Below are 23,131 nucleotides of genomic sequence, written 5' to 3' on the forward strand. Positions count from 1 at the left end.
ATAGACCTGCGGCGACCGGCAGACTCATCGGTTGCCGGGCGGCGGGCGGTCAGTTGCCGGCGCGGGGGGCCGTGGCGTGCCGGGCTACCGACTCGCTCGGCGGGACGAAGTCGCGCACCGGCTGGCCCTGGAGGGTGTCGTAGAGGGTGCGGCCCACCAGGTCGACCAGTCGGGCCTGGACCTCCCGGCCCACCGCGTCGCGGGGATCGTCCGGGTTCGCGGCGATCGAGGCGACGGCGAGCTGCGGGGTGAACGCGACGACGGTCTCCGTGCCATTCCCCTCCGAGCTGCCGGTCTTGCCGGCCACCGGTCGACCCAGCCGGGCGCGCAGGTCCTGGGCGGTGCCGCCGGCGCAGCCGCCGTACATCGACTGGTCGCCGACCGGGCACCGGGCCGCGTCGGCCGCGCCCCGGGCCACGTCCGTGTCGAGCACCTGGCGGCAGTCCGGGCGGCCGGCGGCGACCTCCCGCCCGGCGGCGTCGAGGATCCGCACCACCGGCGTGGGCGCGCACCACATCCCCTCGGCGGCCACCGCAGCGTACGCCCCGGCGAGGTCGAGCGGGGTGGTGGCGGCGACGCCCAGCGTGAACGGGCCCCAGTCCCGCGCGCCGTAGCGGGCCAACTTGGCGTCGGACTCGGCGCGCAGCCGGATGCCGAGCCGCTCGGCCATCTCCACCACCCGGTCCGCGCCGACCCGCTCGGTCAGCCAGGCGAAGTAGGTGTTCACCGACCGACCGAACGCGTCCCACATGGTCCGGTAGCCGTCCATCCCGACCGGGTCGGCGTTGACCGGGCACCAGCGGCCCCGGCAGTCGGCGGGGCCACCGGTCACGGGGAAGCGGGTGACGATGCGGGGCGGGGCGTCGAAGAGGGTGTCCAGGGGCAGGCCCGCCTCCAGCGCGGCGAGCACCGCGAAGATCTTGAACGTCGACCCGGCCTGGTACCCGGTGATGGCCCCGCCCCCGGCGACGAGCTGGTTGACGGTGTTCGGCCGGTTGCGCCACCCCTGCGGGTTCTCCTCGACGCTGTAGTTGCGGTTCACCGCGAGGGCGAGCACGCGGCCCGTGCCGGGCTGCACCACGGCGGTCGGCGCGGCACGGGGGTCGTCGACGTCGTAGACGTCGAGCACCTGCTCGGTGGCGGTCCGCTGCACGGCCGGGTCGAGCGAGGTGACGATCCGGAAACCGCCCCGGCGCAGGGTGCGCTGCCGCTCGTCGGCGGTGGCGCCGAACGCCGGCTGCTCGCTCCACCAGCGGGTGAACCAGTCGCAGAAGAAGCCCCAGTCGTTGTGTTCCTGCGGGACCGCCGTGCAGTCGTTCGGCGTGGCGCTGGGCTTCAGCTTGAGCGGCTCGGCCTTCGCCGCCTCGGCCGCCTCGGGCGTGACCTGGCCGGTCTCGACCATCCGGTCCAGCACGTACGCCCGGCGGGCCAGCGCCGCGTCGGCGTCGCCGTTGATCGGGTCGTCGGTGTCCGGCGAGCGGACCAGCCCGGCCAGCAGGGCCGACTCGGCCAGGGTGAGCTTCGCCGGCGACTTCGAGAAGTAGCGCTTGCTGGCGGCGCCCACCCCGTACGCGCCGGCACCGAAGTAGGCGATGTTGAGGTAGCCGGCGAGGATCTGGTCCTTGCTCAGCTCGCGCTCGACCGCCAGGGCGTACCGCATTTCCTTGATCTTGCGGGTGAGGGTGACCTCGGTGGCCTTGGCCCGCTGCTCCTCGGTGAGGTTGGGGTCGCCGGCGAGCACGTTGCGCACGTACTGCATGGTCAGGGTCGACGCGCCCTGCCGGGGCGCGCCGTCGCGCCGGTTGGCGGTGAACGCCCGGATGACACCGCGTGGGTCCACGCCCTTGTGCTCGTAGAAGCGGACGTCCTCGGCGGCGACGACGGCCTGGCGCATGGCCGGCGCCACCTGGGCCAGCGGCACGTCGACCCGGTCCTCGGTGTAGAAGGACGTGATCAGGGTGCGGCCGTCGTTGGCGTAGAGGGTGGACCGTTGCGCCGTGGGCGGCGTGAGCAGCGACGCCGGCAGCTCCGACCACGGCTCGGTGATCCCCCGGACGCCGATCCCGAAGACCAGGGCGGCCGGCAGCGCCGCCACGGCGAGCGCCAGCCCGGCGAGCACGCCGGCGAGCACGATGGTCATGAGCTTGTGGAGACGACGGGCCCGGATCATCAGCTCTCCCCGCAGGAGCCGGTCAGGTGCGGACCCGTTCAGAATGACCCGGACGGCGGCGAACCCCGCCGCTTTTCCCCAAAGGGGTACGAATTTCGCGAGAAAGACACGCGACGCGCCGCGCCCCACCCCCGCCGCGCCGGCGGGAGGAACCGACTCAGGGCAGCAGCGCGGCGGCCAGCGGGTGGACGGTCTCCTCGATCTCGTCGGCGACCCGGCTGAAGCACTGGTCGCCGCGCCCCCACGGGTCGTCGAGGTCGTCGGTGTGCAGCGGGGTCGCGCCCTCCCGGGCGGCGTGCACGGCGGCGACCAGGGCCACGCCCCGGGCGTGCACGGCGTCGCCGGTGGCGTCGGCCGGGGGCAGCCCGGCGGCGTCCACGGCCGCCAGCAGCCGGCCGAACTCGCCGAGCACGAACGTGCGGGACGCGGCGTCGGGGCGCAGCGCCACCACGTACTCCTGCTGGTCAGCGGTGGCGGTGAGCACCAGGTCGGCCGCGTCGATGAGGTCGGAACGCAGCTTGCGGGCGGCGAAGCCGGCCACGTCGCCGCCCCGGGCGGTCACCTGGCGGGCGGCGGGCGGGTTCATCTCCTCCCCCGCGTGCCAGCCGCCGGTGCCGGCGCTGTGGCTGTGCAGCAGCGCGTCGGCGTCGGCCGGGTCGCCGCCGCGCCGCGTCAGCCGCTCGCGGACGGCCAGCGCCAGCAGCCGCTCCGCCATCGGCGAGCGGCAGATGTTTCCCATGCAGACGTGCAGGACGGTGAACGGCGGCACTCAGCCCACCCGGCTCTCGACGAGGTCCGGCACGACGTCGCGCAACTGCTCCACCGGGATCGCCCCGGCCCGCACCAGCGTCGGCGCCTCGCCGGTGAGGTCGACGATGGTGCTCGGCACCGGATCGGGGCACTCCCCCGCCTCCAGGTAGGCGCGCACCGTGTAGCCGAGCTGCTCCCGGGCCGCCTCGGCGGTCACCGCCGCCGGCTGGCCCACCTTGTTGGCCGACGCCACCGCCATCGGGCCGGTCTCGCGCAGCACCTCCAGGGCGACCGGGTGCAGCGGCATCCGCACCGCGACCACGCCGCTGCCGGTCTCGTCGCCGAGGTCCCACGACAGGCTCGGCGAGTGCTCCACGATGATCGTGAGCGCGCCCGGCCAGAACGCCTCGACCAGGTCGCGGGCCGACCGGGGCAGCGTGAAGACCAGGCCGTCGAGGGTGTGCCGGGACCCGATCAGCACCGGGGGCGCCTGCCGGGTGCCACCCTTGGCGTCCGAGAGCGCCTTCACCGCGTACGGGGTGAACGCGTCCGCGCCGATCCCGTAGACCGTGTCCGTCGGCAGGACGACCAGCTCGCCGTTCTTGACGGCCTCGATGGCAGCGGCGATGCCGCGGTCCCGGTCGGCGAGCGACCGACAGTCGTAGAGCATCACGAGAAGTCAGTCTGCCACGCCCCGGCCCGGTCGGCGTCCTCGGCGTGAGCGGGTCCCACAGGTCCGGATGCGGCCGCCTCCGACGGGGCGCGGCGGGCGGAGGGTCACCGACGGCGGAGGGTCACCGACGGGCGGGCGGTCAGCAGCGGCGGGCGGTGGCGAACCGGGGCCGCCCGGCCAGGTCCCGGTGCTCCTCGACCGCCTCGTACCGGCCGTCGGCGACCAGCAGGGCGGGCACCGCCGCGCCGTGCGTGTCGTCGTGCTCGACGCCGAGCACCCCGCCGGGGCGGAGCAGCCGCGCGGCCCGGGCGAGCACCGGGCGGATCACGTCCAGCCCGTCCGCCCCGCCGAAGACCGCCTCGTCCGGGTCGTGTGCCGCCACCTCCGGGGGCACCTCGACGGCCCTGGGCACGTACGGCGGGTTGCACAGCAGCACGTCCACCCGCCCTTCCAGGTCGCTCAGCAGGCCCGGGTCGGTGACGTCGGCGGCGACCACCTCCACCGGCCGGTCCCCGGCGGCGGCCCGGTCGGCGGCGTTGCGCCGCAGCCACGCCAGCGCCGCCGGGGACCGCTCCACGGCCACCACCCGGGCGGCGGGCGCCTCCTGGGCCACGGCGAGCGCGATCGCCCCCGAGCCGCTGCACAGGTCGACGACCAGGGGACTACCGGCACGGGCCTGGTCGACGCCCCAGCCGGCGAGCAGTTCCGTCTCCGGGCGGGGCACGAAGACACCCGGGCCGACCGCCAGCTCCAGGTGCCGGAAGGCGGCCGAGCCGGTGAGGTGCTGCAACGGCTCCCGGTCGGCCCGCCGGGCGACCAGGGCGTCGTACCGGTCGAGCTGGTCGGGGGTGAGGCCGTCGGCCAGCGCCAGCCGCCCCCGGGGCACACCCAGCACGTGGACGGCGAGCAGCTCGGCCTCGACACGCGGGGCATCGATCCCCGCCGCGGCGAGGACGCGGGCGGCGCGGGCCACCGCCACCGTGGGCCTGAGGCGTTCTGACCCTTCGGACGGGTGTTGCGGAAGGGAGGTCACGACATAATCATGAAGCGTCGCGGGCCCGCGCCACGAGTTGGTGCCTCCGTGTGCACACACCGACAGGGAGGTCGCGCGTGGGGTGGCTCAACCGGGTCAACGACCAGGTTGACGTCCTGACACGGGCGCGCGCCCTGCAGGAGGTGAGTCGCTCCGCCGAGTCGTGTCTCCTGCTCGACGGCGTGATCCGCAGCACCGACGACCCGTACGCCCGGGCCGACGCCCTCGTGCAGCGCCTCTCCGCATTGATCAATCTCGGGCGCACCGCCGAATACACGCGGGCCATCGAGGAGGCGTCCGCCGCCGTACGGGACCTCGCCGAGCCCTACCTGCACGGGCACCTCAACGCGCTGGCCGCGCTCGCCGCCCACCACCAGGGGGCGCTCGACCGGTGCGTCACCCACCTGGTGAAGGCGGCCCGGGCGCTGGGCGCGGTCGAGGACCCGGACCGGGACACGGCCTGGGGCTGGCACGACCTGGCGATGGCCTACTCCTACCTCAGCTTCCACGGGTACGCGCTCGGCGCGATCGAGCGCGCCCGCCAGCTCGGGCTGGCCGCCGGCATCCCCGAGGAGACGTTCGCCGCGCCCGGCATCCGGCTGCGCAACGCGGTCGCCCTCGACCACAACGGCGACAGCGACGGCTGCCTGCGGGTGCTGCGGGACGTCGACGCCGACCTGGGCCGGTTCCTGCGCGGCGGGCGCGCCGAGGAGCTGCGCCCGAGCAGCCTGGCCGCGTACGGCTACGCCGCCGCCCGCCGGGCCGCCCTCGGCGACCGGGTGGAGGCCACCCCCGACGCCGACCCGAACCGGCTGCTCGGCCACGGCGCGGACAGCGCCCGCGCCCGGGACATGCGCCAGCTCGGCCAGGTCTGCTTGGCCATCGCGGCCGGCAACCCGATCGAGGCGATCACCCGGCTCGACACCGCCCGCGTCTCCAACGAGACCCTCGGCGCGGCGGAGCCGGCCCGGCTGCGCAGCATCGCGTACGCCCGGGCGGGCGACCACGCGGCGGCCCACCGGGCCGACCGGCACGCGTTCCGCCTCGCCGCCCAGCGCAACGACCGGCTGCGGGACGTCTACATCGACGGCATCGCCGCCCGGATCGACCACGAGGAGATGCGGCGGGAGGCGGCCCGGTTCGAGGGCGAGGCGCTCACCGACCCGCTGACCGGCCTGCCCAACCGCCGCCGGCTGGAGCGCTACATCGCGGCCGTCGTGGCCGGCGGGGAGCGGGTGGTGATCGGGGTGTGCGACCTCGACGGCTTCAAGGCGGTCAACACCCGCCACGGCCACCACTCGGGCGACCTGGTCCTCCAGCGCATCGCCGGGGTGATCAACCGGGTGATGCGCCGGGGCGACTTCGTGGCCCGCTACGGCGGCGACGAGTTCGTGGTGGTGCTGTCCGGCGCGGGCATGACCGAGGCGGCCGACGTGGCCCGCCGGATCGAGGCGGCGGTGCGCACGGAGGACTGGGAGGCGCTGGTGCCCGGCACCCCGGTCGGGGTGACCATCGGCTTCGCCGAGGTCGAGGCCAACGGCCCGGGGCTGCGCGGCGCGATCGGCGCGGCGTTCGAGACCGCCGACCGGGAGATGCTCGCCGCGAAGAACCGCCTCCGCGCCGGCTGAGCCCCTGTCCGGGCCGCCCCGCGCCGACGGCACGGTCCGGGGGCCGCGCAGCGGCGGCAGCCCCGCCGGCCCGCCTCAGCGGCGGGTCAGCTCCGGGTCGCCGGCCAGCCGCGCCGCGCGGTCCGCGTCGGCCAGGGCGTCGAGCACGCCGTCCAGCTCGCCGGCGAGGGCCAGGTCGAGGTTGTACGCCGTGTAGCCGATCCGGTGGTCGGTGATCCGGTTCTGCGGGAAGTTGTACGTGCGGATGCGCTCCGAGCGGTCCACGGTGCGCACCTGGGCCTTGCGGGCGTCCGAGGCGGCGGCGTCGGCCTGCTCCTGGGCGGCGGCCAGCAGCCGCGCCCGCAGGATGCGCATCGCCTGCTCCCGGTTCTGCAGCTGCGACTTCTCGTTCTGGCAGGAGACGACGATCCCGGTCGGCACGTGGGTGATCCGCACCGCCGAGTCGGTGGTGTTCACCGACTGGCCGCCCGGACCCGACGAGCGGAACACGTCGATCCGCAGGTCGTTGGGGTCGATGGTGACGTCGACGTCCTCGGCCTCGGGCAGCACCAGCACGCCGGCGGCGCTGGTGTGGATGCGCCCCTGCGACTCGGTGACGGGTACGCGCTGCACCCGGTGCACCCCGCCCTCCCACTTGAGCCGCGACCACACCCCGTTGCCGCCCTCCGGGACGCCCTTGGTCTTGATCGCCAGCGAGACGTCCTTGACCCCGCCCAGGTCGGAGTCCTGCGCGTCGATGACCTCGGTGAGCCAGCCGCGGCGCTCGGCGTACCGGGTGTACATCCGCAGCAGGTCCCCGGCGAACAGGGCGGACTCCTCGCCGCCCTCGCCGGCCTTGATCTCGACGATGACGTCCTTGGCGTCGTGCGGGTCGCGCGGGATCAACAGCTCGGCGAGGCGCTCCTCCAGGGCGGGCAGCCCGGCGGCGATCGACTCCGCCTCGCCGGCGAAGGACGGGTCCTCGGCGGCCAGCTCCCGGGCCGCGGCCAGGTCGGCGCGGGCCTGCTCCAGCTCGTCGGCCGCCTTGTGCAGGGGCGACAGCTCGGCGTAGCGGCGGCCGACCCGGCGGGCGACGCTCTGGTCCGCGTGGATCGCCGGGTCCGCGAGGCGCTTCTCCAGCTGGGCGTACTCGTCGAGGAGGGCCGCCAGCCGCTCGCTGCTCATGCTCGGGTGCTCCTTCGACGACGACTACCGGCCGGCGACATCCGGACGGAAGGGGCAATACGGACGGCGCCCGCGCCCGGCGGGAAGCCGGACGCGGGCGCCGATCGTGGAGCTACTTGGCCTTCTTGGCCTGAACCTTGGCGTACTTCTGCTGGAACTTGGCGACCCGGCCGGCCGTGTCGAGAACGCGCTGCTTACCGGTGTAGAACGGGTGGCAGGCGCTGCAGGTCTCGACGTGGATGGAACCGCCCTTGGCGGTGCTGCGGGTCGTGAAGGTGCTGCCGCAGGAGCAGGTGACCTCGGTGGTCGTGTACTCCGGGTGGATGTTGGGCTTCATGTCGCCTTCGGTCCTCTCGCTTGGTGGTCGCCGGGTCGCCCGTGCGGCCCCGACGCGTGCGTGTCGGGATCGGGCGTGAACCGGAACCGGTGGCCGATTGACCAGTGTGCCATGGGCGTGAGCCGGCCCTTCGGGCGGGCCGCACAGCAGGTCCGGCTTCGTCAACGTGCCGGTCCCCTCCCGCATTCCCCGGGTGCAAGGAAGGGCACCTTGTTAACGCATCCGGTAGAGAAGGGTCCCCTTCTCACCACCCGGTCAGGGGCGCGGGGGGCGCGGAGGGGCACGGGGCGCGCGGGGCGCACACCGCGCGGAAGGGCACGGCCGTGAGCGGCCGTGCCCTTCCGCGCGTACTGCCTACCGGATCACTCGCCCGGTGTGGACTTCGCGATCTGCATCAGGAACTCGATGTTGGTGCGGGACTGCTTGAGCCGGTCCAGCAGGAGGTCGAGCGCCGCCTGCGAGTCCAGCGAGTGCAGCACCTTGCGGAGCTTGTGGATGATGGCCAGCTCCTCCGGCGCGAGCAGGATCTCCTCCTTGCGCGTGCCGGACGCGCTGACGTCCACGGCCGGGAAGGTGCGCTTGTCGGCGATCTTCCGGTCGAGCTTCAGCTCCGCGTTGCCGGTGCCCTTGAACTCCTCGAAGATGACCGTGTCCGCCATGGAACCGGTCTCCACCAGCGCGGTGGCGAGGATGGTCAGCGAGCCGCCGTTCTCGATGTTGCGGGCCGCACCCAGGAAGCGCTTCGGCGGGTAGAGCGCGGTGGAGTCGATACCACCCGACATGATCCGGCCGGAGGCCGGCGCCGCCAGGTTGTACGACCGACCGAGCCGGGTCACCGAGTCGAGCAGCACGACCACGTCGTGCCCCAGCTCGACCAGCCGCTTCGCCCGCTCGATCGCCAGCTCCGCCACCGTCGTGTGGTCCTGCGGCGGGCGGTCGAACGTGGCCGCGATGACCTCGCCCTTCACCGACCGCTGCATGTCGGTGACCTCTTCGGGCCGCTCGTCCACCAGCACCACCATCAGGTGGCACTCCGGGTTGTTGTGCGTGATGGCGTTCGCGATCGCCTGGAGCACCATCGTCTTGCCCGCCTTCGGCGGCGAGACGATCAGCGCCCGCTGGCCCTTGCCGAGCGGCATGACCAGGTCGATCACCCGCGTCGTCAGGATGTGCGGCTCGGTCTCCAGCCGCAGCCGCTCCTGCGGGTAGAGCGGGGTGAGCTTGTAGAACTCCGGCCGCCGCCGCGCCTCGTCCGGCTCCATCCCGTTGATCGTGTCGAGCCGCACCAGCGGGTTGTACTTGTCCCGCCGCTGCTCGCCGTCCCGGGCCGTCCGCACCGCGCCGGTGATCGCGTCACCCCGGCGCAGGCCGTACTTCTTGATCTGGGACATCGAGACGTAGACGTCGTTCGGGCCGGCCAGGTAGCCGGTGGTCCGGACGAAGGCGTAGTTGTCGAGCACGTCGATGATGCCGGCGACCGGGACGAGCACGTCGTCCTCGCTCACCTGCGGTTCGCGACCGCCGCCGCCACCACCGCCAGCGGCGGCGCCGTCGCCCTCACCGCGCTCGCCACGGCCCCGGCGGCGGTCGCGGAAGCGGCTGCGCCGGCCCCGCCGGCCGCCGCCCTCGTCGTCGTCGTCGCCGTTGTCCCGCTCGGCGCGCTGACCCCGGTCGTTGCGGTCGTTGCGGTCGCCACGGTCCGCCCGCTCGTTGCGGTCGCCACGCTCGGAACGGTCGGCCCGCTCGCCCCGCTCGTTGCGGTCACCGCCGCGGTCGACCCGCTCGGAACGGTCGGTGCGCTCGGCCCGCTCGCCACGGTCGGCCCGCTCGCCGCGCTCGGCACGGTCACCGCGCTCGGCCCGCTCGGCACGGTCGCCGCGCTCGGCACGGTCGGCCTGCTCCCGGCCGCCCCGCTCCCGGCGGCCCTCGACCCGCTCGGCGGGCTCGGCGGCACCGGTGGCGGGAGTGGCGGCCGGCGGCTCCTCGGCCCGGGTCTCCGCCGGCCGGGTCTCGGCCTCGGCGGGCCGGGACTCGGCCGCCGCGACGGCCCTGCTGCGCCGGGTCCGGGTCCGGCTCTCGGCCGGGGCGGCGGCCGGCTCGGCCGGGGCCCGGTTCTGGTCGGCGCCCGACGGGGCCTGGGTGACCTCGGCGCGCACCTCCTCGCGGGCGGAAGCGGCGGCGGCCGTGGCCTCGGCCCGTGGACGAGGGGTCCCGGCGGCGGCGCCGCCCTGCCGCTCGGAGATCGCGCTGATCAGCTCGCCCTTGCGCATGCGAGCCGTGCCGGAGATGCCGAGCGACGCGGCCAGGCTCTGGAGCTCCGGCAGCAGCATCGCCGACAGCCCGGTGCCGCTACGCCGACGACGGGTGGGGGCAGCGGCGGTGGCATCGCCAGCGACGTTGGAAACATCCGACGTCACGTCGGTGGTGTCGCTCAATGGATTCCTTCCCTCGATAGGCCGGGACTGCCCGGAGTCGACAAGCAGGTGGCCGGGCGGCCTCGGTGCACCCGCCTCGCATGACGCGTCGCGGGAGACTGTGACACAGCAGCCGGTCGGTTTCCCCGACTCACCAACCTCGGTGAGCAGGTCTCGCCGTCTGCGGCGACCTGCGGAAACTGCGGTGCGGCGTGGGCCTTAGGCAGGGGTGACGGGCTGACCGCCGACAGCTTCGGGGGTGCGCCGACCCGCAGGAGGATCGCATGCTTCGCGGCTGTGCTAAGTCTAGAGCGTAATCAACTCTTCCGACCTGCGGCAACAGGGTCCCGCTCGGCGTGTTCAAGTGTACCCCGTGCGACACGCGCTCCGCGGCTGTCTATACCCAACGACCACACCTGCCAACCGGCCCCGGGCGCGAAATGTTCCGAGGGCTCGGTCAGCGCCAGCACGGTGGGCCCGGCCCCACTGATCACGGCCGCCACACCGGCCGCACGCAGCGCTTCCACCAGGGCCGACGAGTCCGGCATGCCGGCGGCGCGGTAGTCCTGGTGCAGCCGGTCGACCGTGGCGGGCAGCAGCAGCGAGGGCTCGGCGGTCAGGGCGTGCACCAGCAGCGCCGCCCGGCCGGCGTTGAGCGCGGCGTCGCCGTGCGGGACCGCCGCCGGCAACGCGGCGCGGGCCACGGCGGTCAGCCCGCGCTCGGCGGGCACGAAGACGATCGGCCGCACCTCCTCGGCCACGGCCAGCGAGACCGCCCGGGCGCCGGTCGGCTCCGTCCAGGCGATCGTGAAACCGCCGAGCAGGCAGGGCGCGACGTTGTCGGGGTGCCCCTCGATCTCGGCTGCCAGCCGCAGCGCGCCCGCGTCGTCCAACCGGGTCGCGCCGTCGACGACCAGGGCCCGGGCCAGCTGCACGCCGGCCACGATGGCGGCCGACGAGGAGCCCAGCCCGCGGGCCTGCGGGATCCGGTTGACGCACTCCACCGCGAGGCCCGGCGGCTGCCCGCCCAGCGCGTCGAAGGTGGCCCGCATGGCCTGGACGACCAGGTGCGTCTCGTCGCCGGGCAGCTCGCCCGCGCCCTGCCCGGACACCGTGACCCGGACGCCGTCGGACACCACCTCGGCGGCCACGTCGTCGTGCAGGCCGAGCGCCAGCCCCAGCGCGTCGAACCCCGGCCCGAGGTTGGCGCTGGTGGCGGGGACCCGGACCTTCACCGGCCCGGCCACGAATGTCGTCGGCACGACGCTCATGCTAGGCCGCCGGACCGGCCCTGCGGCGTCCCGCCCGGCCCGTGGGACGTGACCCCCTTCGCTAGCCTGACGGCCGACGGGTCCGCAGGGAGGGGAACGGCGTGGAATTCCTGGGGTACGCGGCCGTGCAGACGGCCACGCAACTGCCCACCGTGCTGGTGCTGGTGACCGGCCTGGTCCTGGCCGCCGTGAGCCGCCACCGACTCCGCGGCCCCTCCCGGGCCCTGCTGCTGGCCGGCGTCGGGATCCTGCTGGTCACCGCGCTGCTCAACATCGCCTGGCTGGTCGCCCTGCCCCGGCTCTACTCCTCGGCGTGGTCGTCGCTGCCCGCCGGCACGGTGGCCCGCTACAGCGCGGCGGTCGGCCTGCTCTTCTCCCTGCTGCACCCCGCCGGGCTGGGCCTGGTGATCGCCGGGGCGCTGACCGGGCGCGCCCCTCACGCCCCCGCCGGGGTGGGCTCGGCGACCGGGTCGGTCAGCGACAGCCGCCGGGTGGCGACCCGCCAGCCCAGCGCGTAGACCAGGGTGACAAGGCCGCAGCCGGCCAGCACCACCCGCTCGTCGACCAGGTCCACCACCCCGGCCACCACCAGCTGGCTCACCGAGATCGCGAGGGTGGCCAGCATCATGTCGGTGGCGAAGACGCGCCCGCGCAGCCGGTCCGGCACCTCGCCCTGCAGGGCGTAGTTCGACATCACCCAGTTGCTGCCGCCCGCGAAGTGCGCCACGAACACCAGCGCCAGCACCAGCGGGAACCAGTTCGCCACCGACGTGCCGAGGTAGGCCAGGCCGTACAGCGACATCGACAGCGCGAGGCCGGGCAGCAGCCAGGCGCGGTTGGTCAGCACCCGTCGCATCAGGATCGGTCCGACCAGTGCGCCCGCGCCGCGCACCGCGAAGAGCAGGCCGACACCGATCGGGCCCACCCCGTACACGCCGGCGAGCAGCGGGAAGACGGTCAGCACCCCGTTGCCCAGGCCGACCGCCGACTTCACCGTGACCAGGCCGAGCACCCGGGGCCGGTGCCCGATGTAGCCGAGGGCCTCCCGGATGGCCGCCCAGGTGCGCTGCGCGGGCACGGCCGCGTCGCGCGGGGCCTGCAGGGGGCGGCGGATCAGCCCGGCCAGGCCCGCCGCCAGCGTCAGGCCGCCGGCGGCGACCCAGAAGCAGGCGTACGGCCCGGCGGCGGCGCTGAGCACGCCGCCCAGCGACGCGCCGACGACGGTCATGGTGCCCCAGGCCGAGCCGGCGATCGCGTTGCCGGCGGCCAGGTCCTCGGGGTCGAGGACGTTGGGCAGGGCGGCCTGGGCGGCCGGCGAGTAGAACGCCTTCGCCACCGCCACCACGGCGATCGCCACCATCGCCAGCCAGGCCGTGCCCGCGCCCCGGACGCCGAGCAGCAGCAGGACGCCGAGCAGCGCGGCGACGTTGGCCGCCATCATGATCTTCTTGCGGTCGAACCGGTCCGCGATCGTCCCCGTGTACGGCAGCAGCAGCGCCACCACTCCGGTGTCGAGGGCCAGCACGAGGGCCCCCCACACCCCGCTGCCGGTCAGCTTCGGCAGCAGGACGAGCAGCGGCACCATGACGAACCAGTCCGCGCCGAAGACCACCAGCTCGGCGAGGAAGAGGTTGCGGAAGCTGCGGTTGCGGACCAGGACCGAGAGGGTGGGAGACACGTACGGGAAGCCTACCCGCCGGGCTGCGGCGCGCCCGCCTGCCGCAGCAGCTCGGAGACGGTGACGAAGGTGAACCCGCGGCCCCGCAGCCCGGTGATCATGTCGGGCAGGCCGCGCAGGGCGACCAGCCGACGGGCGTCCCCGACGTCGTGGGCGAGCAGGATCGTGCCCGGTCGCACCCCGGCCACGATCCGCCGGGCGTGCCCGGCCGGGTCGTCGGGGAAACGCGCCTCGGCCATCTGGAACGACCAGAGCACGAGCCGGTAGTCGAGCCGGGCGGCGGCGTGCAGCACCGCCCCGCCGAGGTGCCCGTACGGGGGGCGCAGCAGCCGGGGGGCGACCCCGACGCCCTCGGCGATCGCGTCGTGCGCCCGGCTCAGGTCGTCGTGGACCTCGGCGGCGTCGTGCCGGGCCAGGTCGTGGTGCGCCCAGCTGTGGTTGCCCACCTCGTGCCGGCCGAGCCGGCCGCGCAACAGGTCCGCGTGCTGCCGGACGCGCTGCCCGACCAGGAAGAACGTGGCCGGCACGGCATACCGCTCCAGGGTGTCGAGCACCATCGGGGTCCACTGTGGGCGGGGGCCGTCGTCGAAGGTGAGCGCCACCAGCCGCTGGCCGGTGTGGGCCCCCCAGACGACCGACACCTCGCCGTCGCCGACCTGCTGCAGATCGCCGCCGACGGTGGCGCTGGCCGGGCCGCCGGCCAGGGGCAGCCGCCGGTCGGCGATCCAGGTGGTCTGCACCGTGGCGCCGGCCCCGACGAGCGCGCCCCCGGCGAGCAGCCCGGCACGGCGCAGCACCGTCCGTCGCCCCCACCGGCCAGCGCCGTCCGCCATGGCCCGCTCCCGCGCAACAGCAGGTCACCCGGCGCGACCCGATACCGTCAGTATGCGACCTCTGACTCACCGTACCCGGTCGGATGCGCGACGCGGCCGGACACGCGAACGCCCCCGCCGGAGTGGAACCCGGCGGGGGCGTGGGCGGTCGCGTCGGCTAGTCGGCCGGCGGCGGCAACGGCGACTGCCGGCTCTTCGGCAGGCGCAGCACCTCGAACTGGTCGGTGCCGTCCACCAGGGCCGCCGACGGCGCGGGCCGGGCGGGAGCGGCCGGCGCGGCGGCGGGCACGGGCTCGTCGGCCGGCGCCGGGCCGTCGCCCGTGGACTCCGCCGGCGGTACGCCCCGGCGACGCTGCCGGCGGGCCCGCAGCGACTCCTTGGTGTTCTCCACCATCGTGTACAGGGTCGGGACCAGGATCAGGGTGAGCAGGGTGGAGCTGAGCAGGCCACCGATCACCACGATCGCCAGCGGCTTGGAGATGAAGCCGCCCTCCCCGGTCAGGCCGAACGCCATCGGCAGCAGCGCGAAGATCGTCGCGACGGCGGTCATCAGGATCGGGCGCAACCGACGCCGGCCGCCCTCGACCACCGCCTCGCCGACGCCCATGCCCTGCGCCCGGTACTGGTTGATCAGATCCAGCAGCACGATGGCGTTGGTCACCACGATGCCGACCAGCATGAGCACGCCGATCAGCGCCGGCACGCCCAGCGGGGTGCCGGTGACCAGCAGCAGGCCGATCGCGCCGGTCGCCGCGAACGGCACGGAGATCAACAGGATCAGCGCCTGGGTCAGGCTGCGGAACGTCGCCACCATGATCAGGAACACGATCGCGATGGCCGCGAGCACGGCCAGCCCCAGGTCGGCGAACGCGTCCGCCTGGTCGGCGCTGACGCCGCCGATGCTGATGGTCGCGCCGGGGACGTCGATGTCGTCCAGCTTCCGCTGGAGCTCCTCGGTGGTCGCGCCGAGGTTGGCGCCGGTCGCCGTGCCGGTGACCGTGACGCTGCGCTCCCCGTCGATGCGGGTCACCTGCTGCGGCCCCTCGGCCTGGGTGATGTCGGCGATGTCGTCCAGCTTGACCGGGCCGACCCGCAGTGCCCGCAGCTCCTCCACCGTCAGCGGCGGCTGCGCGCCGGAGCGCAGCACCACGTCCTGCTGGCCGCCGTCGAAGGTGACCTGCCCCAGCGGGGTGCCCCGGTAGACCTGGGCGACGAGCTGCCCGACGGCGGCCTCGGTGAGCCCCGCCTTCGCCGCGGCCAGCCGGTCCACGGTCACGTCCACCCGCGGCACCCGCTCGGCCAGGCTGGTCGAGACGTCCTCGACGTCGGCCGTGCCGGCCATGGCGGCCCGCGCCTGCTCGGCCGCCCGGGCCAGCACCTCGGTGTCGGCCGCCTGCACGACGACCTCGAGCTGGTTGGTCGACCCGCCGGCCTCGGCGCCGCCGAAGCTCAGCTCGCCGACGGAGGCGCCGAGAGAGTCGAACTCGCGGCGCAGCGCCCGCTTCACCTCGGCCACGTCGGTCTCGCCGTCGAGCGTCACGGAGAAGGTGGCGGCGTTGTTGCCGCCGCCGCCCGCCCACGGCTGGTCGCTGCCCCCGGCGCTGACCTGGTACGTCTCGACGCCCTCGGCCCGGTCGAGCACCGACTCGACCTGGCGGGCCGCCTGGTCCGTGGCGGCCAGCCCACTGCCCGCCGGGAGCTGCTGGGTGATGGTCAGGGTGTCCTGGCCGGAGTCGTCCAGGAAGTTGGTCTTGAGCGCGCCGGACAGGACGAAGGTGCCGAGCAGCACCACCAGCCCCAGCCCGACGGTGATCCAGCGGGTCCCCCGGCTGCGGGTGGCGAACCCGATCACCGGCAGGTAGCCCCGCTGGAGCGGGCTGCGCAGCTCCTTCTCCTCGGCGGCCCGGCGGGCAGCCTCGTCGGCGACCCGCCCGGGCTTGAGGAACCAGTAGGCCAGCACCGGGATCACCGTGAGCGAGACCAGCAGCGAGGCGAGCAGGGCCACCGTCACGGTGATCGCGAACGGCGCGAAGAGCTGCCCGACGAAGCCGCCGACCAGCGCGATCGGGGCGAACACGGCCACCGTGGTCAGCGTCGACGCGGTCACCGCGCCGGCCACCTCGCGGACCGCCGTGAGGATCGCCTGCCGCTTCGGCTCGCCGTACTCCAGGTGGCGTTTGATGTTCTCCAGCACGACGATCGAGTCGTCGACCACCCGGCCGACCGCGATGGTCAACGCGCCGAGGGTGAGCAGGTTGAGCGAGTAGTCGCCGGCCCAGAGCGCGATGAGCGCCACCAGCACCGACAGCGGGATCGACACGGCCGTGACCACGGTGGAGCGCACCGACAGCAGGAAGACCAGGATCACCACGACCGCCATGACCAGGCCCAGCAGGCCCTCGGTGGTGAGGCTCTCGATGGACTTCTCCACGAACGGGGCCTGGTCGAACACGACGGTCAGGTCCGCGCCGGAGGCCGAGCGCAGGTCGGCGAGGCGGTCGCGGATCTCGTGGGAGATCTCGACGGCGTTGCCGTCCGGTGCGGCCGTGACGGCGATGCCGAGGCTGTCCCGGCCGTTGGTGCGGGTGAACGAGGTGGCCGGGGCGAGCTGCTGCTCCACGGCCGCCACGTCGCCGAGCTTCACCGGGGCCGCCTTCGGCGCGGTCGAGGTGAGCACGATGCCCTTGAGGTCGTCGACGGAGCGGATCGGCGTACCCACCTGGACGGTGAGGGCCCGCGACCCGTCGCTGACCGCGCCGGCCGGCACGGCGACGCCGTTGGTCTTCAGGGCCGTGCCGATCGCGGTCGGCGCGAGCTTCGCGGCGGCCAGCTTCGCCGGATCCGGGGTGACGGTGACGACCTGCTCCCGGGTGCCGGTCACGGCGACGGTGCGAACCCCGTCGATGCCCTCCAGCTCCGGCACCACGGTGTCGCGCAGCCGGTCGGCCAGCGCCCGCTCGTCGCCGCCGCCCGACGCGGCGATCACCACGGCCGGGAGGTCGTCGGTGGTGCCGGTGAGGACCTGCGGGTCGACGCCCTCGGGGAGCTGGCTGTCGATCCGGTTCAGCGCGGTCTCCATCTTGTTGACCACGTTGTCCAGGTCGGTGCCGAACGTGAACTCCACCTGGACGGTGGCCGAGCCCTCGCGGGAGGTGGAGGTGACCTTCTCCAGCCCGGGGATGCCCTGGATGCTGTTCTCGATCGGCTCGGTGACCTGCGACTCGACGATCTCGGGCGCGGCGCCGGGGTAGACCGCCACGACGAACGCGCCCGGGAACTCCAGCGACGGCAGGAGTTGCTGCTTCAACGACGGGACGGCGAACAGACCGAACAGCGTCGTGACCACCGCGATGAGGGCGACCAGCCCTCGGTTGGCGAGGCTGAATCTGGCGAGCAGCGACATCGGCGTGGCTCACTCCTGGGAAGAGAAGGGCGGGACAGCTCGGTAACGAAGAGTGTGCCCGACGCAATCATCCCGGCCGGGCCAGGGGTCGCGCCGCCCCGCCCCGGCGGCGTGTCGCGCCCGTCGCCGCACGTGGGCGGGCCGCCGCCCGGCGCGGGCTCAGGCCAGGTCGAGGGAGCGGGCGGCGGCGAGGGCGTCGTTGCCGATGGTGATCGGTGCGGGAGCCGTGGAGATGGCCCACTCCGGGTCCTTCAGGCCGTGCCCGGTGACCGTGCAGACGACCGTCGAACCGGCCGGCACCTTGCCGGCGGCGGCCTGCTGGAGCAGCCCGGCGACGCTGGCCGCGCTGCCCAGCTCGACGAACGCGCCGACCTCGCGGGCCAGCAGCCGGTAGGCGGCCAGGATCTCCCGGTCGCTGACGGCGGCGATCAGGCCGCCGGAGGCGTCCCGGGCGTCGACGGCCTTCGTCCAGCTCGCCGGGTTGCCGATCCGGATCGCGGTGGCGATGGTCGACGGCTCGTGCACCACCTGACCGGTGACGATCGGGGCGGCCCCGGCGGCCTGGAAGCCGTACATCTTCGGGGCCTTCGTGGCGTTGCCGGCGCGCAGGTCCTCCGAGTAGCCCATCCAGTAGGCGGAGATGTTGCCGGCGTTGCCGACCGGCAGGCAGTGGATGTCGGGCGCGTCGCCGAGCGCCTCGACGATCTCGAACGCGGCCGTCTTCTGCCCCTGCAGGCGGTCGGGGTTGACCGAGTTGACCAGCGCGACCGGGTAGTCCTGGGCGAGCTTGGCGGCCAGCGCCAGGCAGTCGTCGAAGTTGCCGGTGACCTGGAGCAGCCGCGCGCCGTGCACCAGCGCCTGGGCCAGCTTGCCCAGCGCGATCTTGCCCTGCGGCACCAGCACCGCACAGGTGATCCCGGCGCGGGCCGCGTACGCGGCGGCGGAGGCGCTCGTGTTGCCGGTCGAGGCGCAGATGATCGCCTTGTCGCCGTGCTCGACGGCCTTGGAGACCGCGACCGTCATGCCCCGGTCCTTGAACGAGCCGGTCGGGTTGGCCCCCTCGACCTTGAGGTAGACGTCACAGCCGAGCCGGGCGGAGAGCACCGGCGCGGGCAGCAGCGGGGTGTTCCCCTCGTGCAGGGTGACGACCGGGGTGGCGTCGGTGACGGGCAGCCGGTCCCGGTACGTCTCGATCAGACCCCGCCACATGTCGCTCTCCTCACCTCTACCGCCCCGCCGACAGGCCGGGCACACCCAGCGTGGACCAGCCTCGCCGACCGGCGCACGCCGCACCTGAGCGTAACCACCAGGCGAGACGCGGACGCGCGCGCCGTGGCGTGCCCGCCGCCACGGCGGGGGCCGACGGGGCCCGGCGGACCAGCCGCGTCAGGCCCCGCCCTCGACCCGCAGCACGCTCGCCACCGACCGCACGATGTCCAGCCCGCGCAGCTCCTCCACGGTGGCGGCGAGCGCGGCGTCCGGCGCGACGTGGGTGACGATGACCAGCTCGGCGTCGCCGGAGCCGGCCGGGCCGTCCGCCGAGCCCTGCCGGACCGTGGCGATGGACACGTCGTGCCGGGCGAACACCCCGGCCACCGCCGCGAGCACGCCCGGACGGTCGGCCACGTCGAGGCTGATGTGGTAGCGCGTCAGGGCCTCCCCCATCGGCCGCACGGCGAGATCCGCGTACGCCGACTCGCTGGGCGCGCGCACCCCGGCGAGGCGGTTGCGGGCCACCGCCACCACGTCGCCGAGCACGGCGCTGGCGGTCGGCGCGCCACCCGCGCCCCGGCCGTAGAACATGAGCTGCCCGGCCGCCTCGGCCTCGACGAAGACCGCGTTGAACGCGTCGCCGACGCTGGCCAGCGGGTGGGTCAGGGGGATCATCGCCGGGTGCACCCGCACGCTGACCGTCTCCCGGCCGGCGGCGTCGCGGCCCCGGGCGGCGATGCAGAGCAGCTTGATCGTGCATCCCATCGCCTTGGCGCTGGCCACGTCGGCGGCGGTGACCTCGGTGATCCCCTCGCGGTGCACGTCGGCGGCGGTGACCCGGGTGTGGAACGCCAGCGAGGCGAGGATCGCCGCCTTGGCCGCCGCGTCGAAGCCCTCCACGTCGGCGGTCGGGTCGGCCTCGGCGTAGCCCAGCTCGGTGGCCTCCTCCAGGGCCTCGGCGAAGCCGGCACCGGTGGCGTCCATCGCGGAGAGGATGAAGTTGGTGGTGCCGTTGACGATGCCGGTGACCCGGTTGACCCGGTCGCCGTGCAGCGAGTCGCGCAGCGGGCGCAGCAGCGGGATGGCCCCGGCGACCGACGCCTCGTAGTAGAGGTCGGCACCGCCCTCGGCCGCCGCGTCGTGCAGGGCCGGGCCGTCCTCGGCGAGCAGCGCCTTGTTGGCGGTGACCACGCTCTTGCCCGCCCGCAGCGCCTCGACGAGCCAGCCCCGGGCCGGCTCGATGCCGCCGACGACCTCGATCACCACGTCGACGTCGTCCCGCTTGATCAGGCCGAGCGGGTCGGTCGTGAACAGCGCCTCGTCGACCGGCAGGTCGCCCCGGTCCCGGCCGAGCCGGCGCACGGCGATGCCGGCGATCTCCAGGGGGGCGCCGATGCGGGCCGCGAGGTCGGCCGACTGCTCGTGCAGCAGCCGCACCACCTCGCTGCCGACCGTTCCGCAGCCGAGCAGCGCCAAGCGCACAGGTGAGGTCATCCGACATCCAATGCGAGCAGGTCCTCTTCCGTCTCCCGCCGGACGATCAGTCGCGCCCGGCCGGCGCGCACCGCCACCACCGCGGGGCGGGGCACGTGGTTGTAGTTGCTGGCCATGCTCCGGCAGTAGGCACCCGTCCCGGGCACCGCGACAAGATCTCCGGCCTGCACGTCAGCGGGCAGGAATTCATCCTTCACCACGATGTCCCCGGACTCACAGTGCTTTCCCACCACGCGGGCGAGCAGCGGCTCGGCGGTCGAGGCCCGGGAGGCCAGCGTCGCCGAGTACGACGCGTCGTAGAGGGCGGTGCGGATGTTGTCGCTCATCCCCCCGTCCACGCTCACGTAGGTGCGGATGCCGTCGACGTTCTTGACCGTGCCGACCTCGTAGAGCGTGAACACCGCCGGGCCGACGATGGCCCGGCCGGGCTCGATGGACAGGCGCGGCACGGCCAGCCGCTCGGCGGCGCACTCCCCGTCGACGATCTTGCGCAGCCGCTTGGCCAGTTCCTGCGGGGTCGCCGGGTCGTCCTGGGTCGTGTACGCGATGCCGAAGCCGCCGCCCAGGTCCAGCTCGGGCAGCTCGACGCCCCGGGCGTCGCGGATCTGCGCCTGCAGGGCGAGCACCCGACGGGCGGAGACCTCGAACCCGCTGGCGTCGAAGATCTGCGAGCCGATGTGCGAGTGCAGGCCGCGCAGGTCCAGCACGCCCTCGTCGATGACCTTGAACGCGGCGGCGGCAGCCGCCCCGCCGGCCAGCGAGAAGCCGAACTTCTGGTCCTCGTGCGCGGTGGCGATGAACTCGTGGGTGTGCGCCTCCACGCCGACGGTGACCCGGATCAGCACGCCGGGGCGGACCCCGCGCTCGCGGGCCAGCGCGGTGAGCCGGTCGATCTCGGTGAACGAGTCGAGGACGATCCGCCCCACCCCCGCGTCCAGCGCCCGGGTCAGCTCCGCCACCGACTTGTTGTTGCCGTGGAAGCCGATCCGCTCCGCCGGCATCCCGGCCGACAGCGCGGTGGCCAGCTCGCCGCCGGTGCACACGTCGAGGAAGAGCCCCTCCTCGGCGATCATCCGCACCACCGCCCGGCACAGGAACGCCTTGCCCGCGTAGTAGACGTCGGCGTCGGGGAAGGCCGCCCGGAAGTCGCGGCAGCGCGAGCGCAGGTCGTCCTCGTCGAGCACGTACACCGGGGTGCCGAACTCGGCCGCGATCTCGCGCACGCCGAGCCCGCCGACGGCGAGCGCGCCGTCGGCGGCCCGGGTCACCGTGCGCGGCCAGAGCGGCGGCACCAGGGCGTTGACGTCGACCGGGGTACGCAGCCACGCCGGCCCCCGGCTGCCGATGTCGCCGTGCAGCGCACCGGCCTCGTGAGCCCGCATGTCACATCCTCTCGGGGGCGGACACGCCCAGCAGGCGCAGCCCGTTGGCGATCACCGTGCGGGTGGCGTCGTTGAGCCAGAGCCGGGCCCGGTGCAGGTCGGTGACCTCCTCCTCGCCGCGCGGCAGGATCCGGCAGTTGTCGTAGAACCGGTGGTACGCCCCGGCCAGCTCCTCCAGGTAGCGGGCCACCCGGTGCGGCTCCCGCAGCTCGGCGGCGGTGGCCACCACGGCGGGAAACTCGGCGAGCGCCTTGAGCAAGTCGTTCTCCTTGTCGTGGGAGAGCAGCTCGGGGCGGAACGCCTCGCCGTCGCCCCGGGTCAGCCCCACCTCGGCCGCGTTGCGGCCCACGCTGGCGGTGCGCGCCGCCACGTACTGCACGTAGTAGACCGGGTTGTCGCGGGTGGCCCGGGTCCACAGCTCCACGTCGATGTCGATCGGGGAGTCGCTGGAGTAGCGGGCCAGCGCGTACCGAGAGGCGTCCACGCCGATCGCGTCGACCAGGTCCTCCAGGGTGACCACGGTGCCGGCCCGCTTGCTCATCCGCACCGGCTGCCCGTCGCGGACCAGGTTGACGAGCTGGCCGATCAGGATCTCCAGGTTGACGGCCGGGTCGTCGCCGAAGCAGGCGGACATCGCCTTCATCCGGCCGATGTAGCCGTGGTGGTCGGCGCCCAGCATGATCACCACGCGGTCGAAGCCACGCTCGCGCTTGTCGAGGTAGTACGCGCAGTCGGCGGCGAAGTACGTCCACTCGCCGTTGGACTTGCGCAGCACCCGGTCCTTGTCGTCGCCGAAGTCGGTGGTGCGCAGCCAGGTGGCCCCGTCGGCCTCGTAGAGGTGGCCCTGCTCGCGCAGCCGGGCCAGGGCGTGGTCCAGCTCGCCCCGGTCGTGCAGGTCCTTCTCGTTGAAGTAGGTGTCGAACTCCACCCCGAAGTCACGCAGCGAGGACCTGATCTCCTCGAACATCAGCTCGACGCCCTCGGCCCGGAACACCTCCTGCGCGGCGGCGTCGCCCAGCTCCAGCACGTCGGGCCGGCGGCTGCGGACCTCGGTGGCGATCTCCGCGATGTACGCGCCGCCGTAGCCGTCCTCCGGGGCGGGCTCGCCCTTCGCGGCGGCCAGCAGGGACCGGGCGAACCGGTCGATCTGGGAGCCGGCGTCGTTGAAGTAGTATTCCGTGCCCACGTCGGCGCCGGTCGCGCGCAGCAGCCGGCTCAGCGCGTCGCCGACGGCGGCCCAGCGGACCCCGCCGATGTGCACCGGGCCGGTCGGGTTGGCCGAGACGAACTCCAGGTTGATCTTCTGGCCGGCGAGGGCCGTGCCGGTGCCGTACGCCGGGCCGGCCTCGACGATCGACCGGGCGAGCTGGCCGGCGGCGGCGGCGTCGAGCCGGATGTTGAGGAAGCCCGGCCCCGCGATCTCCACCGACTTGACCCCGGCGGCCCGGCCGAGCTGCTCGGCCAGCGCCGTGGCCAGCTCGCGCGGCGGCACGCCCACCTTCTTGCTCAGCTGGAGGGCGAGCGTCGAGGCGTAGTCGCCGTGCTCCGGGTTGCGCGGTCGCTCGACGGCGGTGCGCCCCGGGAGCGCGGAGCTGTCCAGGCCCCGGTCGGCGAAGACTGCGTGGGCTGCGGAGAGGACGACCTCGGCCAGTTCTGCGGGAGTCACCGAACCATGTTATCGGGGGTAGA

Annotated in this window: 17 protein-coding genes; 2 read left to right on the forward strand and 15 right to left on the reverse strand. The window is 74.3% G+C overall.

Annotated elements, in window-relative coordinates; genetic code table 11:
• Positions 1–49: 49 nt before the first annotated feature.
• The 4 genes from GA0070558_RS06415 to prmC all read right to left on the reverse strand — a co-directional run bounded on the left by GA0070558_RS06415 (position 50) and on the right by prmC (position 4,626).
• The gene (locus GA0070558_RS06415; protein WP_091276806.1) at positions 50–2,170 is read right to left on the reverse strand and encodes a transglycosylase domain-containing protein; all 2,121 of its coding nucleotides are present in this window, start codon (positions 2,168–2,170) and stop codon (positions 50–52) included.
• 157 nt (positions 2,171–2,327) lie between these two features.
• Positions 2,328–2,939, reverse strand: coding sequence for an arsenate reductase/protein-tyrosine-phosphatase family protein (locus tag GA0070558_RS06420; RefSeq protein WP_091276808.1), 612 nt, complete (start codon positions 2,937–2,939; stop codon positions 2,328–2,330).
• Positions 2,940–3,590 (reverse strand): L-threonylcarbamoyladenylate synthase, encoded by a 651-nt coding sequence (locus GA0070558_RS06425; protein ID WP_043966036.1) that lies wholly within the window; start codon positions 3,588–3,590, stop codon positions 2,940–2,942.
• A gap of 142 nt (positions 3,591–3,732) precedes the next feature.
• On the reverse strand, positions 3,733–4,626 hold the full coding sequence (gene prmC, locus GA0070558_RS06430; protein WP_091276810.1) for a peptide chain release factor N(5)-glutamine methyltransferase: 894 nt from the start codon (positions 4,624–4,626) through the stop codon (positions 3,733–3,735).
• A 77-nt stretch (positions 4,627–4,703) separates the two neighbouring features.
• On the opposite strand from prmC, the gene GA0070558_RS06435 reads away from it, so the two are divergent.
• Positions 4,704–6,254 (forward strand): GGDEF domain-containing protein, encoded by a 1,551-nt coding sequence (locus tag GA0070558_RS06435; RefSeq protein WP_091276812.1) that lies wholly within the window; start codon positions 4,704–4,706, stop codon positions 6,252–6,254.
• A 75-nt stretch (positions 6,255–6,329) separates the two neighbouring features.
• Here the strand turns inward: GA0070558_RS06435 and prfA are convergent, their stop codons facing one another.
• The 4 genes from prfA to thrB form a co-directional block, all read right to left on the reverse strand.
• Positions 6,330–7,418: a peptide chain release factor 1 gene (gene prfA, locus GA0070558_RS06440; RefSeq protein ID WP_077938529.1), complete on the reverse strand. Its 1,089-nt coding sequence runs from the start codon at positions 7,416–7,418 to the stop codon at positions 6,330–6,332.
• A gap of 112 nt (positions 7,419–7,530) precedes the next feature.
• Entirely contained in the window at positions 7,531–7,755 is a 225-nt protein-coding gene (gene rpmE, locus GA0070558_RS06445; RefSeq protein ID WP_043966028.1) for a 50S ribosomal protein L31, read from the reverse strand.
• Between the two features lie 362 nt (positions 7,756–8,117).
• Positions 8,118–10,190: a transcription termination factor Rho gene (gene rho, locus GA0070558_RS06450; RefSeq protein WP_091276815.1), complete on the reverse strand. Its 2,073-nt coding sequence runs from the start codon at positions 10,188–10,190 to the stop codon at positions 8,118–8,120.
• A 296-nt stretch (positions 10,191–10,486) separates the two neighbouring features.
• Entirely contained in the window at positions 10,487–11,431 is a 945-nt protein-coding gene (gene thrB / locus GA0070558_RS06455; RefSeq protein ID WP_091277167.1) for a homoserine kinase, read from the reverse strand.
• Between the two features lie 110 nt (positions 11,432–11,541).
• On the opposite strand from thrB, the gene GA0070558_RS06460 reads away from it, so the two are divergent.
• On the forward strand, positions 11,542–11,958 hold the full coding sequence (locus tag GA0070558_RS06460) for a hypothetical protein (RefSeq protein WP_077938526.1): 417 nt from the start codon (positions 11,542–11,544) through the stop codon (positions 11,956–11,958).
• Here the strand turns inward: GA0070558_RS06460 and GA0070558_RS06465 are convergent.
• The 7 genes from GA0070558_RS06465 to argS all read right to left on the reverse strand — a co-directional run bounded on the left by GA0070558_RS06465 (position 11,877) and on the right by argS (position 23,108).
• Positions 11,877–13,118, reverse strand: coding sequence for an MFS transporter (locus GA0070558_RS06465; protein ID WP_091276816.1), 1,242 nt, complete (start codon positions 13,116–13,118; stop codon positions 11,877–11,879). The genes GA0070558_RS06460 and GA0070558_RS06465 overlap by 82 nt on opposite strands.
• A gap of 11 nt (positions 13,119–13,129) precedes the next feature.
• A complete protein-coding gene (locus GA0070558_RS06470; protein WP_077938524.1) occupies positions 13,130–13,951 on the reverse strand; it encodes a polysaccharide deacetylase family protein in 822 nt (273 codons plus the stop codon).
• Between the two features lie 157 nt (positions 13,952–14,108).
• A complete protein-coding gene (locus tag GA0070558_RS06475; RefSeq protein ID WP_091276819.1) occupies positions 14,109–17,354 on the reverse strand; it encodes an efflux RND transporter permease subunit in 3,246 nt (1,081 codons plus the stop codon).
• Positions 17,355–17,513: 159 nt separating this feature from the next.
• Positions 17,514–18,563 (reverse strand): threonine synthase, encoded by a 1,050-nt coding sequence (thrC, locus tag GA0070558_RS06480; protein ID WP_077938522.1) that lies wholly within the window; start codon positions 18,561–18,563, stop codon positions 17,514–17,516.
• A 177-nt stretch (positions 18,564–18,740) separates the two neighbouring features.
• On the reverse strand, positions 18,741–20,048 hold the full coding sequence (locus tag GA0070558_RS06485) for a homoserine dehydrogenase (protein WP_043966014.1): 1,308 nt from the start codon (positions 20,046–20,048) through the stop codon (positions 18,741–18,743).
• 8 nt (positions 20,049–20,056) lie between these two features.
• Positions 20,057–21,442, reverse strand: a complete 1,386-nt coding sequence (gene lysA, locus GA0070558_RS06490) for a diaminopimelate decarboxylase (protein WP_043966013.1) — start codon at positions 21,440–21,442, stop codon at positions 20,057–20,059.
• Between the two features lies 1 nt (position 21,443).
• Positions 21,444–23,108 (reverse strand): arginine--tRNA ligase, encoded by a 1,665-nt coding sequence (gene argS / locus GA0070558_RS06495; protein WP_091276821.1) that lies wholly within the window; start codon positions 23,106–23,108, stop codon positions 21,444–21,446.
• Positions 23,109–23,131 lie beyond the last annotated feature (23 nt).

This window comes from Micromonospora haikouensis, from assembly GCF_900091595.1.
GTDB classification, from domain to species: domain Bacteria; phylum Actinomycetota; class Actinomycetes; order Mycobacteriales; family Micromonosporaceae; genus Micromonospora; species Micromonospora haikouensis.

Coding starts and splice junctions, on each gene's coding strand:
- GA0070558_RS06415 (WP_091276806.1), bottom strand. CDS start 2,170: ATGATCCGGGCCCGTCGTCTCCACAAGCTCATGACCATCGTGCTCGCC.
- GA0070558_RS06425 (WP_043966036.1), bottom strand. CDS start 3,590: ATGCTCTACGACTGTCGGTCGCTCGCCGACCGGGACCGCGGCATCGCC.
- prfA (WP_077938529.1), bottom strand. CDS start 7,418: ATGAGCAGCGAGCGGCTGGCGGCCCTCCTCGACGAGTACGCCCAGCTG.
- rpmE (WP_043966028.1), bottom strand. CDS start 7,755: ATGAAGCCCAACATCCACCCGGAGTACACGACCACCGAGGTCACCTGC.
- GA0070558_RS06470 (WP_077938524.1), bottom strand. CDS start 13,951: ATGGCGGACGGCGCTGGCCGGTGGGGGCGACGGACGGTGCTGCGCCGT.
- GA0070558_RS06475 (WP_091276819.1), bottom strand. CDS start 17,354: ATGTCGCTGCTCGCCAGATTCAGCCTCGCCAACCGAGGGCTGGTCGCC.
- thrC (WP_077938522.1), bottom strand. CDS start 18,563: ATGTGGCGGGGTCTGATCGAGACGTACCGGGACCGGCTGCCCGTCACC.
- lysA (WP_043966013.1), bottom strand. CDS start 21,442: ATGCGGGCTCACGAGGCCGGTGCGCTGCACGGCGACATCGGCAGCCGG.